This window comes from Streptomyces sp. NPDC088147, from assembly GCF_044741565.1.
Taxonomy (GTDB): Bacteria; Actinomycetota; Actinomycetes; order Streptomycetales; family Streptomycetaceae; genus Streptomyces.
Window position 1 is genome coordinate 269,192 of record NZ_JBIUSY010000003.1, and the last position, 15,417, is coordinate 284,608.

The 15,417-nt window shown below is 68.8% G+C and carries 12 protein-coding genes, 1 tRNA gene and 1 pseudogene; 7 read left to right on the plus strand and 7 right to left on the minus strand.

Annotation, left to right across the window (positions count from 1 at the left end; translation table 11 throughout):
* Positions 1 to 53: 53 nt before the first annotated feature.
* Positions 54 to 716 (minus strand): nucleotide exchange factor GrpE, encoded by a 663-nt coding sequence (gene grpE / locus ACIOGX_RS12040; protein ID WP_129769917.1) that lies wholly within the window; start codon positions 714 to 716, stop codon positions 54 to 56.
* Entirely contained in the window at positions 713 to 2,575 is a 1,863-nt protein-coding gene (dnaK, locus tag ACIOGX_RS12045; RefSeq protein WP_129769918.1) for a molecular chaperone DnaK, read from the minus strand. The genes grpE and dnaK overlap by 4 nt, the downstream gene beginning before the upstream one ends.
* A gap of 286 nt (positions 2,576 to 2,861) precedes the next feature.
* On the opposite strand from dnaK, the gene ACIOGX_RS12050 reads away from it, so the two are divergent.
* The 4 genes from ACIOGX_RS12050 to ACIOGX_RS12065 all read left to right on the plus strand — a co-directional run bounded on the left by ACIOGX_RS12050 (position 2,862) and on the right by ACIOGX_RS12065 (position 8,757).
* On the plus strand, positions 2,862 to 3,509 hold the full coding sequence (locus tag ACIOGX_RS12050; RefSeq protein WP_401912394.1) for a sugar transferase: 648 nt from the start codon (positions 2,862 to 2,864) through the stop codon (positions 3,507 to 3,509).
* A gap of 161 nt (positions 3,510 to 3,670) precedes the next feature.
* Positions 3,671 to 6,010, plus strand: a complete 2,340-nt coding sequence (locus tag ACIOGX_RS12055; RefSeq protein WP_401912396.1) for a (Fe-S)-binding protein — start codon at positions 3,671 to 3,673, stop codon at positions 6,008 to 6,010.
* A gap of 376 nt (positions 6,011 to 6,386) precedes the next feature.
* Positions 6,387 to 7,628, plus strand: a complete 1,242-nt coding sequence (locus ACIOGX_RS12060) for an FG-GAP repeat domain-containing protein (protein WP_401912399.1) — start codon at positions 6,387 to 6,389, stop codon at positions 7,626 to 7,628.
* Positions 7,629 to 7,722: 94 nt separating this feature from the next.
* Entirely contained in the window at positions 7,723 to 8,757 is a 1,035-nt protein-coding gene (locus ACIOGX_RS12065) for a Yip1 family protein (RefSeq protein ID WP_401912402.1), read from the plus strand.
* Between the two features lie 83 nt (positions 8,758 to 8,840).
* On the opposite strand, the gene ACIOGX_RS12070 is transcribed toward ACIOGX_RS12065, so the two are convergent.
* The 3 genes from ACIOGX_RS12070 to ACIOGX_RS12080 all read right to left on the minus strand — a co-directional run bounded on the left by ACIOGX_RS12070 (position 8,841) and on the right by ACIOGX_RS12080 (position 10,224).
* Positions 8,841 to 9,338 carry a phosphoribosyltransferase gene (locus ACIOGX_RS12070; RefSeq protein ID WP_356515216.1) on the minus strand — a complete coding sequence of 166 codons (498 nt, stop codon included), beginning with the start codon at positions 9,336 to 9,338 and terminating at the stop codon, positions 8,841 to 8,843.
* Between the two features lie 7 nt (positions 9,339 to 9,345).
* A complete protein-coding gene (gene dcd / locus ACIOGX_RS12075; RefSeq protein WP_129769924.1) occupies positions 9,346 to 9,921 on the minus strand; it encodes a dCTP deaminase in 576 nt (191 codons plus the stop codon).
* A gap of 69 nt (positions 9,922 to 9,990) precedes the next feature.
* On the minus strand, positions 9,991 to 10,224 hold the full coding sequence (locus ACIOGX_RS12080; protein WP_356515614.1) for a hypothetical protein: 234 nt from the start codon (positions 10,222 to 10,224) through the stop codon (positions 9,991 to 9,993).
* 254 nt (positions 10,225 to 10,478) lie between these two features.
* Here ACIOGX_RS12080 and ACIOGX_RS12085 point away from each other — a divergent pair.
* A tRNA-Gly gene (locus ACIOGX_RS12085) sits at positions 10,479 to 10,552 on the plus strand.
* Between the two features lie 373 nt (positions 10,553 to 10,925).
* Here the strand turns inward: ACIOGX_RS12085 and ACIOGX_RS12090 are convergent.
* Positions 10,926 to 11,363, minus strand: coding sequence for a tyrosine-type recombinase/integrase (locus ACIOGX_RS12090; protein ID WP_401912406.1), 438 nt, complete (start codon positions 11,361 to 11,363; stop codon positions 10,926 to 10,928).
* A gap of 657 nt (positions 11,364 to 12,020) precedes the next feature.
* Positions 12,021 to 12,561, minus strand: a pseudogene (locus ACIOGX_RS12095) (HNH endonuclease family protein).
* Between the two features lie 512 nt (positions 12,562 to 13,073).
* Here ACIOGX_RS12095 and ACIOGX_RS12100 point away from each other — a divergent pair.
* Both ACIOGX_RS12100 and ACIOGX_RS12105 read left to right on the plus strand, forming a co-directional pair.
* Positions 13,074 to 14,126, plus strand: coding sequence for an SGNH/GDSL hydrolase family protein (locus ACIOGX_RS12100; RefSeq protein ID WP_401912409.1), 1,053 nt, complete (start codon positions 13,074 to 13,076; stop codon positions 14,124 to 14,126).
* A 543-nt stretch (positions 14,127 to 14,669) separates the two neighbouring features.
* Entirely contained in the window at positions 14,670 to 14,942 is a 273-nt protein-coding gene (locus ACIOGX_RS12105; RefSeq protein WP_401912412.1) for a hypothetical protein, read from the plus strand.
* Positions 14,943 to 15,417 lie beyond the last annotated feature (475 nt).

Sequence of the window (15,417 nt, forward strand, 5' to 3'; positions counted from 1 at the left end):
CCCGACGTCCCTCCTCTCCGCCTGCTCCTGCCACCGCACCGCCCGCCACCGCGTCAGCCCTCTTCCGGGCCACCGCTCTCCTTGTCGCCGGCGGACTCGGCGGGCTCGTCCGCGCCCTTGGGCTGGGCCCCGGGCTGGGGCTCGGCCACCGCGACGCGGGCGGGCCTGATCGTCCGCTCGCCGAACCGGTACCCAGGCTGGAGGATCGCGACGCACGTCGTCTCCGTGACATCCGGCGCGTACGAGTGCATCAGGGCCTCATGAATCGTCGGATCGAAGGGCTCGCCCTCCGTACCGAACTGCTGGAGGCCCAGCTTGACCGTGACCGCTTCCAGCGACTCGGCCACCGACTTGAACCCGCCGACCAGTTCCTCGTGGTCGCGCGCCCGGCCGATGTCGTCCAGGACCGGCAGCAGTTCGGTCAGCAGGCTCGCGACAGCGATCTCCTTGACCGTGACCCGGTCGCGCTCCACCCTGCGGCGGTAGTTCTGGTACTCGGCCTGGAGCCGCTGGAGGTCTGCCGTGCGCTCGTTGAGCGCCGTACGGACCTGGTCCAGCTGCGCCGTCAGGGCGACTTCCTGTACGTCCCCGCCCGGGGACGCCGGGCCCGGCTCCGCTACGGAGTCGGACTCGGCGCCCTTCGACGCGGCATCTTCGGGGGTCGCGCCGGAGGGAACGTCGGGCTTCTCCTCGAAGCCCGGGGTCTCCTCCGTCACGCCGCACCGTCCTTCTTGGGCTTCTCGTCGTCCACGATCTCGGCGTCGACGACGTCGTCGTCGGCCTTGGCCTGCCCGGCGCCCGCGCCGGCCTCGGCACCGTCGGCGCCCGCGCCGGAGGACGCCTGGGCGTCGGCGTACATCGCCTGTCCGAGCTTCTGGGAGACGGCCGCGACCTTCTCCGTGGCGGTACGGATCTCGGCGGTGTCCTCGCCCTTGAGCTTTTCCTTCAGCTCGGCGATGGACGTCTCGACCTCGGTCTTGATGTCGCCGGGGACCTTGTCCTCGTTGTCCTTGAGGAACTTCTCCGTCTGGTAGACGAGCTGCTCGGCCTGGTTGCGGGTCTCCGCGGCCTCGCGGCGGCGGTGGTCCTCGTCCGCGTACTGCTCGGCCTCTTCACGCATCCGGTTGACCTCGTCCTTCGGCAGCGAGGAGCCACCGGTGACGGTCATCTTCTGCTCCTTGCCGGTGCCGAGGTCCTTCGCGGCCACGTGCATGATGCCGTTGGCGTCGATGTCGAAGGCGACCTCGATCTGCGGCACACCGCGCGGCGCGGGCGGCAGACCGGTCAGCTCGAACATGCCGAGCTTCTTGTTGTACGCCGCGATCTCGCGCTCGCCCTGGTAGACCTGGATCTGCACCGACGGCTGGTTGTCCTCGGCCGTCGTGAAGATCTCCGAACGCTTCGTCGGGATCGTCGTGTTGCGCTCGATCAGCTTGGTCATGATGCCGCCCTTGGTCTCGATACCGAGGGACAGCGGGGTGACGTCGAGGAGCAGGACGTCCTTGACCTCACCCTTCAGGACACCGGCCTGGAGCACGGCGCCGATGGCGACGACCTCGTCGGGGTTGACACCCTTGTTGGCCTCGCGACCGCCGGTCAGCTCCTTGACGAGCTCCGCGACGGCGGGCATACGCGTCGAACCGCCCACGAGCACCACGTGGTCGATCTCGGACAGCTGGATGCCGGCGTCCTTGATGACGTTGTGGAACGGGGTCTTGCAGCGGTCGAGCAGGTCCGCGGTCAGCTGCTGGAACTGCGAGCGCGTGATCTTCTCGTCGAGGTGCAGCGGGCCCTCGGCGGACGCCGTGATGTAGGGCAGGTTGATCGTGGTCTCGGACGAGGACGACAGCTCGATCTTCGCCTTCTCCGCGGCCTCGCGGAGACGCTGGAGAGCCATCTTGTCCTTGGAGAGGTCCACGCCGTGACCGTTGGCGAACTGCTTCACCAGGAAGTCGACCAGCCGCTGGTCCCAGTCGTCACCACCGAGGTGGTTGTCACCGTTGGTGGCCTTCACCTCGACGACGCCGTCACCGATCTCCAGCAGCGAGACGTCGAAGGTGCCGCCACCGAGGTCGAAGACCAGGATCGTCTGGTCGTCCTTGTCGAGCCCGTAGGCCAGGGCGGCCGCCGTCGGCTCGTTGACGATACGCAGCACGTTGAGGCCCGCGATCTCGCCGGCCTCCTTGGTGGCCTGACGCTCGGAGTCGTTGAAGTACGCGGGGACGGTGATCACCGCGTCGGTGACCTTCTCGCCCAGGTACGACTCCGCGTCCCGCTTCAGCTTCTGCAGCACGAAGGCCGACATCTGCTGCGGGTTGAAGTCCTTGCCGTCCAGGTTGATCTTCCAGTCGGTGCCCATGTGGCGCTTGACCGACCGGATGGTCCTGTCGACGTTCGTGACTGCCTGGCGCTTGGCGACCTCGCCGACGAGCACCTCGCCGTTCTTGGCGAAGGCGACGACGGACGGCGTGGTCCTGGCGCCTTCGGCGTTGGTGATGACGGTGGGCTCGCCGCCTTCGAGAACGCTGACGACGGAGTTAGTCGTGCCCAGGTCGATGCCGACCGCACGTGCCATTTCGATTCCTCCAGCTGACTTGAGTGGAACTGACTCAAGGATGCATGACAGATCCCAGAGAGTCAAAGGACCTGAGTCGATGGGACTCAACTATCGTGCGCCGGGCCCGTCTCCGAGCACCCTCGGACGCGCCTGAGGGGCCCGCCTACCCGATCCTCACACCTTCACCGTGCGATCGTTCCGTGGCAAAAGCACCGAAATAAATGAAACTACCGAAACAACCGCTGAACATGGCTGAACGCGACTGAACGTAACAGAGCACGCATAGCGAACAGAACGGTCAGGTGTGACCTTGAAGCGACGCCCCACCGCATGGCGCCCGCCCCACCCCCCGGAGCCCAAGCGCCTGCTGGATCTGATCCTCGGCTCGGCCCTCCTGGCGCTGACCGCGCCCCTGCTCGCGGTGGCCGCCCTCGCCCTCGCGCTGGCCCGGCCGGCCGAGGGCGTTTTCGTACGCGACTACCGCACAGGACTCAACGGCCACCCCTTCCTGCTGAGTTCCCTGCGCACCCGCCGGTTCCGGCTCGACCTGCTCTCCCGGCTGCCCCATGTCGTACGGGGCGAGCTGTCCCTGGTGGGTCCGGCGCCACTGAAGACCGGCTCCCCCGCGGGCGCCGCGCCCTGGCGACAGCTCGTACGGCCCGGCCTGACCGGGCTCGCGCAGGTACGGCGCCACTCGGAGCTGCCATGGGACGAGACACCGCTGCTCGACCAGCACTATGTGGAGCACCACTGGATCGGCCTGGACCTCGCGATCCTCGCGCGCACGCCCGTATGTGCGCTGAGAACGTGTGCGTGGAGAACGTGTGCGGTGAGGACGGCCGGGGCCGCCAGGGCGGTCCGGACGGCCAAGGCGGTCCGGAGGGCCGGGGCCGCCAGGAGGGCCAGGGCGGTCAGGGCGGTCGGGGCGATCCGGACGGCCAGGTTTCCCTGAGGGTCCCCTGAGCGACACAGATCACCGGTTCCGCCGCTACATTGCGGCTGGATAAGTGGGTAACCTCAGCACGAAACGATTAAGTTACCGCTTAGTAAGCAGCATTGAGCAGTGCGGCATCACGCAGTACTGAGCAGCAGCAGTTGGCCCGAGGAGCCCCCATGCAACTCGCCGCGATCATCGTGTCGCTGGTACTCGCCGTCGTCGGTGTGGCGTTGTTCGGCCGAGCCATCGCGCAGATCTACCGCTTCGTACGGCTCGGCCAGCCCGTCCCGGCGGGCAAGCGGACCGATGAGCCCGCCCAGCGCACCCTGACCGTGGCCAAGGAGTTCCTCGGCCATACCCGGATGAACCGCTGGGGTGTGGTCGGCGTCGCGCACTGGTTCGTCGCGGTCGGCTTCTTCTCGCTCGTACTGACCCTGGTGAACGCCTTCGGGCAGCTCTTCCAGGCGGACTGGCTGCTGCCGGTCATCGGCGACTGGACGCCGTACGAGGTCTTCGTCGAGCTCATCGGCCTGCTCACGACGCTCGGCATCCTGACCCTGATCGTCATCCGGCAGCTCTCGCTCCCCGGCCGCGCCGGCCGCAAGTCCCGCTTCACGGGCTCGAACTTCGGCCAGGCGTACTTCGTCGAGGCCGTCATCCTCGTCATCGGCCTGGCGATCCTGGTCCTGCGCGGGCTGGAGGGCGCGCTGCACCACGTCGACTCGTACCAGGCGGCGTACCTGGTCTCGTACCCGCTGGTCGCGGCGTTCGACGGGCTCAGCCTCGGCACCCTCCAGAACCTGGTCTACCTGGTCGCGCTGATCAAGCTCGCGACGTCCTTCATCTGGATGATCACGGTCGCGCTCAAGACCGACATGGGCGTCGCCTGGCACCGCTTCCTCGCCTTCCCCAACATCTGGTTCAAGCGCGAGGCGGACGGCGGGACGGCGCTCGGCGCCCTCCAGCCGATGACGAGCGGCGGCAAGGAGATCGACTTCGAGGACCCGGGCGAGGACGACGTCTTCGGTGTCTCCCAGATCGAGCACTTCTCCTGGAAGGGCCTCCTCGACTTCTCCACGTGCACGGAGTGCGGCCGCTGCCAGTCGCAGTGCCCGGCCTGGAACACGGGCAAGCCGCTCTCCCCGAAGCTCCTGATCATGTCGCTGCGCGACCACGCCCACGCCAAGGCGCCGTATCTGCTGGCCGGCGGCGGAAAGACGATGGAGGGCGAGGAGAAGGCCACCGAGGAGCAGCTGGCCGGGGTGCCCGCCGCGGCCCTCGCGGAGGCCGAGCGCCCGCTGATCGGGACGCTGGAGGCCGCGGCCGACGGCGGCGTCGCCCTGGGCGGCGTCATCGACCCGGACGTGCTGTGGTCCTGCACCACCTGTGGCGCGTGTGTCGAGCAGTGCCCGGTCGACATCGAGCATGTCGACCACATCGTCGACATGCGCCGCTACCAGGTGATGATCGAGAGCGCCTTCCCGAGCGAGGCCGGGACGATGCTCAAGAACCTGGAGAAGAAGGGCAACCCCTGGGGTCTGGCGAAGAAGCAGCGCCTGGAGTGGACGAAGGAGGTCGACTTCGAGGTGCCGGTCGTCGGCAAGGACGTCGAGGACCTGACGGAGGTCGACTACCTGTACTGGGTCGGCTGCGCCGGCGCGCTGGAGGACCGGGCCAAGAAGACCACCAAGGCCTTCGCGGAGCTGCTGCACATCGCGGGCGTCAAGTTCGCGATCATGGGCGGCGACGAGAAGTGCACGGGCGACTCGGCCCGCCGCCTGGGCAACGAGCCGCTGTTCCAGCAGCTCGGCCAGGAGAACGTCGCGATGCTGAACATGGCGTACGGCGAGGACGATGACGACGAGACGACGAAGAAGCCGAAGTCGTCGAAGAAGATCGTCGCGACCTGCCCGCACTGCTTCAACACGATCGCGAACGAGTACCCGCAGCTCGGCGGCGAGTACGAGGTCATCCACCACACGCAGCTGCTCCAGCACCTCGTGGACGACGGCAAGTTGGTCCCCGTGACGCCGGTCGAGGGCCTGATCACGTACCACGACCCCTGCTACCTGGGCCGGCACAACAAGATCTACACGCCGCCGCGCGAGATCATCGCGAAGGTGCCCGGTCTGCGGAACGAGGAGATGCACCGCCACAAGGAGCGCGGCTTCTGCTGTGGCGCGGGCGGCGCGCGGATGTGGATGGAGGAGCGGATCGGCAAGCGCGTCAACGACGAGCGGGTGGACGAGGCCCTTTCGCTGAACCCGGACATCGTGTCGACGGCCTGCCCGTTCTGTCTGGTGATGCTCACCGACTCCGTCAACGGCAAGAAGAACGACGGCCGGGCGAAGGAGTCTCTCCAGGTCGTGGATGTGGCGCAGTTGCTGCTCGACTCGGTACGGACGCCGGCGGGGCCGGAGGGCTCGGAGGAGCGGGAGAGCGCGCCGGACCCGGCCCCGGATCCGGCCCCGGATCCGGCTCCGGATCCGGCTCCGGAGTCCCAGCCGGTGAAGTAGCGGGCGGGCGTAGGTGACGTAGGCCGGAGAGCGGCCGGATCTGCCTCGGGGGCGGGTCCGGCCGCTCGGCGTGTGGGCCGGGGGCGGGGGCCTGGGGCGGGGACCTGGACAGGCGGCACGGCTTCGTATTCGACTTCGTCATCGGCGACGGCGACGGCGACGGCGACAGCGACAGCTTCGTCAACGGCGAAGACTTCGGCCGCTGCACGGGCGAGCGCTGGGGCACCATGTGACGACCGGAGCCGGCGAGAGCGGACCGGGCCGACGGATCGGCGGGACGGGTTGGTGGGCCATGCGCATACGCGTGACAGCGACGGCTTCGGCGACGGCTTCGGCGACGGCTTCGGCTTCAGCTTCAGCGACGGCTTCGCCGGTGATGGGGCGCGGGACCCGTAGAGCCGCGTGCGCGGTGGTGTGCGCAGCCGTCTGCACGGCTCTGCTGCTGACGGGCTGTACCGCTCTCTCGTCCTCCGACCGGTCCGCCCGCGACGGCCGGGACCGGGACAAGGGCACGACCGCCGGCAAGGGCACGACCGTCGGCAAGAACGGCGACACCGCCCCGCTCTCCGGCCGCTCCGGCGCCCCGCGTCGTCCCGTACCGCGCGGCGAGGGCAGCCGTCTGCCCGACGACTTCAACGGCGACGGCCACCGTGACCTCGTACTGAACGACCTGGTCAAGGCCCCGGGCGACATCTACGGCGATGACGCGGGCATCGGGATCGTGTACGGCACCGCCGCGGCCCGCGGTCTCGATCCGGCCGTACGCCAGATCCTCGGCCCGCGGCAGCACGGCGCCCGCGTCGACGGCGCGCTGCCCGCGGCGTTCGACGCCGAGGCCGCGTGCGATCTGGACGGCGACGGGTTCGGGGATCTGATCGTCACCACGGACCCGCCGTACGACGGGATCGGCGCCCCTCCCGTGCCGCTCCAGATCCTCTTCGGCGGCCCCGACGGACTCGGCGCGCGTGGCAAAAGCGGTGGTGACGGGACCGGCGGCAGGGCGGTCGTCCTCCGGATCCCCGCCAAGGCCCGCGCCGGCGACGAGTGGCCCGACCATCCCGTCTGCGGCGACTTCGACGGCGACGGCGAGACGGACCTCGCCGTGACCGCGAGCGCGGGCCGGGTGAGCTACCTCCGGGGCCCCTTCAGCCGCACCGGTGCCCCGCGCGCCGCCTCGGCGCCGATCCCGGGCGGCGGCCCGGTCCTCGAAGCGCCCGCGCCCGAGGCCGATGTGAACGGTGACGGCTACGACGACCTCGTCCACCACACCCGGGCCCGCACGCCCGGCGGCGCGGCGAAGGGCGAGCTGCTGCTCGGCGGCCCGGAGGGTCCGGCGCGCGAGGGAGGCGCGTACCGCTTCGAGGCCGTACGGTTCCCGACCGCGCCCAGACTCCCGTCGGGCTCCGGCCGGACCGTGACGGAACTCCTCGGCACGGCCGAGTTCACCGGGGACGGGCGCCCGGATCTGGTGACACGCACCCACCGGGGCGAACGGACGGATCTGATCGCGCTGTACGCGTCGGGCACCGGCCGACCGGTGATCACGTTCAGTACATCGATCTTCCTCGGACAGCCCGACAGCCCGACGCCACGGGCGGGCCGGGGGCAGTCCCCATAGGGTTCCCCTAGGGGATGTCACAGCTCGGCCGCAAAGAACCTCCCGTTCCCCACCTCAGCAGCCCCGCCCGCCCGGAGCGGGTACGTTCGATTGCGTGGCTGGATTCAGGATCGGACGCGGCCGGGACAACCGCACCCCGCAACAACAACCGCAGCGGCAGCAGCAACAGCCGTACGGGCAGCAGGCGCCGCCGCCCCCGGGCTACGGGGGCGGGCACCAAGCCGCGCCCCCGTACGGGCAGCAGCAGTGGCCCCCCACGGGCGGCGCACCGAACGGATACGGCGGTGGGCACGGTGGTGGGCACGGCGGCGGTCATGGCGGCGGTCATGGCGGCGGTCATGGCGAGCCGGAGTACTTCGGTGACCCGTACGGCCAGCAGGACCCGCACGGGCAGCCCCCGCAGGGCGGTCACAGCAGACACGGCGGGCACGGTGGGCAGGGTGGCTATGGCGGCCAGGGCGGGTACGGCGGCCAGTCCGGCGACTCGTACGCCAACAACGCCGGTCACACGCAGGCGTTCAGCGTCAACGAGGACCCGTACGGCGACGGCACCGCCTACCGCGGCGGCGCGGCCGCGGCCCCCGCGGGCCCGCGGCTGCACTGGAAGGAACTGCTGAGCGGCGTCGTCATGCGCCCCTCCCAGACGTTCCTGGGGATGCGCGACTACCCGGTCTGGGGCCCCGCCCTGATCGTCACGTTCCTCTACGGCCTGCTGGCGATCTTCGGCTTCGACGCGGCCCGCGAGGACGCGATCAACGCGACCCTCTCCACGGCCATTCCGTACGTACTGACCACCGGCGTCGCCTTCGTCATCGGCGGTCTGATCCTGGGCGCGGTGACCCACACGCTCGCCCGCCAGCTCGGCGGTGACGGCGCCTGGCAGCCGACCGTGGGCCTGTCCATGCTGATCATGTCGATCACGGACGCCCCGCGCCTGGTCTTCGCGCTCTTCCTGGGCGGGGAGAACTCGCTGGTGCAGGTGCTCGGTTGGCTCACCTGGATCGCGGCGGGCGCGCTGCTGACGGTGATGGTGAGCAAGTCGCACGACCTGCCGTGGCCGAAGGCGCTGGGCGCGTCGGCGATCCAGCTGATCGCGCTGCTGTCGCTGCTGAAGCTGGGCACGCTGTAGCGCCACCCGGCGACACCGCACAAACGGCACCCACGGCACACGGAAGGGGCCCGGACAGAAATTCCGGGCCCCTTCGCGATGTGTCAGGCGTCGAGTACCTGCCCGCTGCGGCGGACGACAGGCGGCTCGACGCTCCAGGGGAAGTTGATCCAGTCGTCGGTGCGCTTCCAGACGTACTCGCACTTCACGAGGGACTGGGGCTTCTCGTAGATGACAGCGCTGCGCACCTCGGCGACGTGGTCTATGCAGAAGTCGTACACCAGCTTCAGCGTCTTGCCGGTGTCGGCGACATCGTCCGCGATGAGGACCTTCTTGTTGGAGAAGTCGACGACGTTGGGAACGGGCGCGAGCATGACGGGCATCGCGAGCGTGGTCCCGACCCCGGTATAGAACTCGATGTTGACCAGATGGATGTTCTTGCAGTCGAGGGCATAGGCGAGACCCCCGGCGACGAAGACACCACCGCGCGCGATGCTCAGGACGACATCGGGCTCGTACCCGTCGTCCGCGATCGTCTGCGCCAGCTCGCGGACGGCGCGGCCGAACTTCTCGTATGTCAGGTTCTCTCGGGGCTCGGTCATGCCTGCATCACACCTGTGTCCGATGGAAATTGAGATACGAGCGGGACGCGGTCGGCCCCCGCTGCCCCTGATACCGCGAGCCGTACCTCTCGGAGCCGTACGGGAACTCCGCCGGCGAGCTGAGCCGGAACAGACACAGCTGCCCGATCTTCATCCCGGGCCAGAGCTTGATCGGCAGGGTCGCCATATTCGACAGTTCGAGCGTGACGTGTCCGGAGAACCCGGGGTCGATGAAGCCCGCGGTCGAGTGCGTCACCAGCCCGAGGCGCCCGAGGCTGGACTTCCCCTCCAGCCGGGAGGCGATGTCGTCGGGCAGCGAGATGACCTCGTACGTCGACGCGAGCACGAACTCCCCGGGGTGCAGGATGAACGGCTCGTCCCCGTCCGGCTCGACGGTCCGCGTCAGATCGACCTGCTCGACGGCGGGATCGATATGCGGATAGCGGTGATTCTCGAACACCCGGAAATACCGGTCGAGCCGCACATCGATGCTGGAGGGCTGCACCATCGACGCGTCATACGGTTCGAGGCGTACGCGTCCGGAGTCGAGCTCGGCCCGGATGTCCTTGTCTGAGAGAAGCACGCCCCGAGGATACGCAGAGCGCGCGAGCCCACCCCAATCGGGCGGCCCCGCGCGCCTGAACCACTACGGTCAGTGCCGCTCCACCGCCAGGGCCTCCACCGCCACCGCGTCCACCCTCACAGCCTCCGCCGGCCCGTCCACCCGCTCCACGGGCACGGCATGCCGCAACCGCGCACACCGCGGACACCGGATGAGCCGCCCGGGGCCGATGCGCCCGGAGTCGAGCTGCTGCATCGGAAACGTGGCGGTACTGAACACATGCCCTTCGGCACAGCGGACGACGGTGTGCTCCATCAAGTCCATCAAGTCCCTTCCCCAACAAATGCGGACGAAAGCCCACACTAGGGGATGAAGGGAACCCACCCGTCAGCGGCACTCCGCCCCCGACCCTACGCCCCAACTCCCGCGCGCCACCCCCCACATCCACCACCACACCCACCCACCCCAAGCGCCCCCCGCACCGCCCGGCAACACCACGGGCCCCACGGCGCAATACGCCCGGGGCCCGCGATGAGGTAGAGTGTCCGACGATGCGAAGCCGATCACCGGCTCGCCTCGCGGGTGTAGTTTAATGGTAGAACATGAGCTTCCCAAGCTCAGAGCGCGAGTTCGATTCTCGTCACCCGCTCCACGACGAAGGCCCAAGTCAGCGACTTGGGCCTCCTTTGTTGTCTAGACCTCTCACACCTCCTCGCACCACTTGCGCACCACTTGAGGGGTGGAATACCCCGCCCGCACAGGCCCCCCGAACACCCTCGCGCGCACGTTCGACGAACATCTCGAATGGCGAGATCCACTTCATGTGACCCGCGTCACGCACGCCTCGTCCGGATGGCGCACCCGCCATGGCAGCTAGACCACACCAACTACCCTGCCAGTCTGGGAATTGAGTGGCGAAAGGTGAACTCTCATCTGCTCCACGGGGCCGTCTGCCCGGTTGAAGCAGCCGCCACAGGGGTCCGACATCGCACATGTGGGACCCCTGACGCGGGTGTCGGAGGGGGTCAGGCGTGGCGCACCACTGACGCACCACTTGAGTCGCTGTCCGAATTCGGGCGCCCGTCGCCGCGGTTGCTCGCGGCGTCCTTCCGCGCGGCCCGTAGGCGGGCGTCGAGACCCTGTGCGACTTCCTTCTGCCGGTCCATGGGCGAGTGCTGGTAGATCAGCGCCGCCTTCTCCGACGACTGGCCGGCGCGCACCATGACGTCCTTGAGCGTGCCGCCGGACTGGGCGACGAGGGTGTTGCCGGTGTGCCGTAGGTCGTAGAAGCGGAAGTTGGGCGGCAGCCCGACCTTGTCCCGGGCCTTGCGCCACTTCCGGCCGAAGGTGGAGCGGCGGAAGGGGGCGCCCCGCTCGCCGACGAACAGCAGTCCGTCGGGTTCCTTGGCGGCGAACCAGTCGAGGTGCCGCCGCACATCGACGCACAAGAAGCCTGGCAGCACCGACGGCGCGCTTCCCTGCCTCGGACTTCCCATTGGTCGTCTTCACCGAGGCAGGTGGCCGTGTACCCGCCGGCCGCGGCGACCTTGCGCTGATACTCCGGGCGCGCGTCGGTGCGCATGAGGCGGTCCCAGGTGTGGACGAGGCACAGGACCGTACGGTTGCCCGCGTACAGCGCCATCGCGCCGCACAGGCCGTCGAACTGGCTGCGGTGCCCGTCGGTCAGGGCCGCGTCGCCGAGGTCGAGCCAGATACCCGCAATGTCCCAGCCGTGCAGCGCGGCCCAATTCCGGCAGCCGTCGAGGCGTAAATCGAGGGGTGCGCGGTGCTCGGTGGCGTGACGGTCGTAGATGAACGCGAGCGGCGGTGGCGCGGTGGACATGGTCGGCTCCATGTGACGGCGAGTGAGGCTCTCGTCACATCGTCCCGGCCAAGGAGGCGCGCAGTGTTCCCCTCTCGGGAACACTCGGCGGATGGCGCCGTGCTACATGCCCACCCACGCGGCCATTGATGACAGCGAGTCAGAGGCCCGACGCTGGCGCCGGACGAGTGCGCCGATCGTCTCGCGCATCAGAGGGTGATACCTGGCCTGCTGGGGGGCTACCCTGCGTGCGTTGCGCAGCGCCTTGTGTGCGGCTTCCGCGCGGTGGGTGACAGGCTCAGCAGTTGTGCAGGGCGCTCTGGAGCGCGGTCTTCTCCGCAGAGTCGATGCTCAGGTTGTAGAAGTGCTTCACCTGCACCCAGGCGCGGCTGTACGTGCACCGGTACGAGGCCAGCAGAACCATCCACTTCCCGGGTCCTTGTCGCCCTTGGCCTGGTTCACATTGTCCGTGACGGCGATGAGCTGCGGACAGGTCAGGTCGTTCGCGAGGCCCGGCGCTGCGCCGTGGTCCAGCTGTCCGCACCGGAGCACCACCCCTCCTTGAGCGGCACCACATGATCGATGTCGAGGTCGGTCGCGTCGGTCCAGCTGGCGCCGTCGTACGGCCAGTACCAGGTACCGGCCGCTCGGCACGCGGCATCCTGGACGACGTCCTGGCCGTCGCGTTGGAGCACGACCTCGCGGGTGTCGCAGGTGCCGTGCTGGGTGGCCCAGTGCGGAAATCTTGTTCGGCTGTAGCCGGGCGGTGTGACCTCTTCGGTGACGGTGAGCTGGGCGAGTTGAGTGCGGGCGGTCGCTGCGTCCACCGGCTCCGGCATGGACCGGGCTGACGGTGGCGAGAGGGGCGGCGTGTGAGCGGGGGCGGGAGCCGCAGCGAGGGCGAGGCGCGAGGAGGGTTGACACGGCGAGGACGGTCGTACGCCGCAGTTGCAGAATCATCCTGATCACGCTCGCGACGGTCCGGCTGGCGGATCGTTACTGCGGCGAGAGATCACCCAAACGTGCTTTCCACGCAGGAAACTGGCCTCTGCCCAGTCCGCTCGCGCACCGCCCGTTCACTGGCGATCAGCTTGTTGACCGACGTCTTCGCCCGATTCAGCGGCTTGCGCTGTCGATCCGGCCCTGACCGGCATGCCGCGCCAGGAGCTGGACTCCCTCGTCGACCAGTTCGCCGATGACTGCCAGAGGCTTGCCGATCGAGACTTTGCGGAAACTCGAACATCCCCGTCACCCATATGGTGTACCGATTTGCCTCTTACCTGAGAGTTTGGTGAGTATTCGTCGGAGTCCCTACCTGCCTTGAGGTGGGGGCACCAACGAGGAGGTCATCTTGCCCGGTCGAGGTTCGTCACGCCGTCTGCTGCGCAGTTCGGCGATCGTTGCGGCCGCCGCGTCCCTGCTCGGCGTGGGGCTGTCTGCCGCGGTCGCCGTACCGCAGTCCCATCCGGTGCGCGCGGCGTCCGCGGCCGATCCCAAGTACGTGGCGATCGGTGACTCGTTCGCCGCCGGCGGGTCCATCGAGCCGCTCGACCCGACCGACGAAGCCTGCGGCGGACGGTCTCTGAGGAACTATCCCCATCAGCTGGCCGAGGCCAAGGGCTGGGACATCACCGACACCTCCTGCAACGGGGCGACCCTCAAGAAGGGTGTCTGGGGGTCCGGACGAGGCGGCTTCTGGGAGTCCATCGACGGCGGGCGAACCGCGGCGATGATCGACGAGGTCGACGCCGGGACGAAGTACGTGACATTTCAGATGGGAGGCAACGACAGCGGAGTCAGCAACACCTTCCTCACCTGCATCAATGACGGGACCGACCGCGACTTCGGCGGCACCGGCAGGGGCAACGACCCCCAGGGCACCTCGTGCAAGGACCGCTCCGAAAACGGCGAGAGGAACTACCAGTTCGACATCCCAGGTGCACAGGAGGAAATCCGGAAGGCCCTGCTGGAAATCCACAAGCGGGCTCCGCAGGCCCAGGTAGCGGTCGTCGGCTATCCCGCGGTCATCCCCCAGGACGTGACGCGGTGCAACTTCTACACCGATCCCATCCCCTTCCTGAGGAACGGACTCGGGCCGGTCTCCCACGGTGACCTCGCGTGGCTGCGGGGCAAGTTCGAAGCGTTCAACGCAAGCGTCGAGGACACCGTGACCGGGCTGGCCGCGAAAGAGCCCAGCTTCGCTGTCACCTACGTCAACACCTACGACCACTTCAAGGGGCACGAGCCCTGCCAGCCCGCGTCCCCCAACCGGTGGATCTGGCCCGTCCCTGCCCCCAAGACCAACCCCGACTATGCCTTGTGGGGCGCGGCCCACCCCAACGAGTACGGGCACAACGAGCTGGCCCACCTGACCTCAGCAGCCCTCCCCATCGCCCAGCGATGACGCCCCGCTGACCGGGGGCTTTGCTGTCCTTCAAACGGGTAGGGCCGGGGGCTGGCGCGGTAGCTGACGCTCCGTTTCCAGCCCTCACCGCTGCAAGTGAAATAGGCCGCCGACGAGGTGCCCGTGGCTCGGGTCCCTTTTCGACTGCCCCTTCCCGAACCGGGCAGACGGTTTTGACCGCACCCGGCTCTCCGGTGAGCCTCCGCCAACTTGATTTGAGCTGCTTCAGCGGGGCCGGTGTGACGTTTGGTCGGCGTGCTCGTGCTGGTCTGGGCCGGAGTCTGTGGTGTAGATCGTCTGGCGGGCCGGTTTCGCCGGTTCTTGCCCGCCGTGGCCGGTACGCCTTCTGCGATCCGGTCCATGGCGGGCCCCCGAGACCCTGGAATGGATCGCCGCGCGACGCGCGGAGCTGGACGGGCAGGAAGAACAGCCGGTCAAACAGATGGAAGGGACACCGGCCGAGCGGGACGAACTCGACGTGACGATAGGGGTCCTGGAGTGGTGAGCGAGCAGGTCGCCCAAGACCGTGCCGCGGCTGCGCCGGTGTCCGCACAAGTGGGCGGGAGAGCGGTGCTGATGGTCCCGCACCGCGAGCCGGGCGCGGAGGAGACGGCGCTGCCGCCGGAGTACCAGCGCATTCTCACCGTCGTGCGGCAGGCCGGCGGTCCGGTCACGTCCGGCAGGTCGGCGAGGAACTGGGGCTGGAGGTCGGGGCAGTGGGGCATGCTGGAGCCGCTACGCGGAAGGCTGTCCAGACTGGCTGGCCGGGGCCGGCTGCACAAGCGGCCCGACGGAAAGTTCACCGTCCGCCCGTGACCGGCGAACACGCCGCCCCCGGTGCCGGAACAGCGGCCGTAACCAGGTTGCCCCCGGCGGCCGTTGAAATCGTGTGCCCAAAACCAGAGCGTCCGCCGAGGGCACCGTTTCGCTTGTCCACCAGTGCCGCCTGTCGTTGTCCACGCGGACCGTTAACCACCTCGCCGACCTGCTCAGGGGCCACCTGAAGGCGATAGGTTCCCGCGGGCGAGCGCTGCCGCCCCGGAAGATCGCGAACCGGTGCGGGGAGGTCGTCCTGGCCGACGGCACCCTCATCCCCACCCAGCGCCGCACCGGCCAAGCCGACCGCCATGTCCTGGGCATGACCGATGCGCCTCTGCCCTCCCGTGGGAGAGCAGAGGCGCGGCGCGCGGTACCACTCACGTGTGGTGTGTGCCGCAGGACCAGACACCGGGCGGGCCCTTCGCCACTCTCGGGCTCATGACCATGACGAAGTACTTCTACGTGACCACGA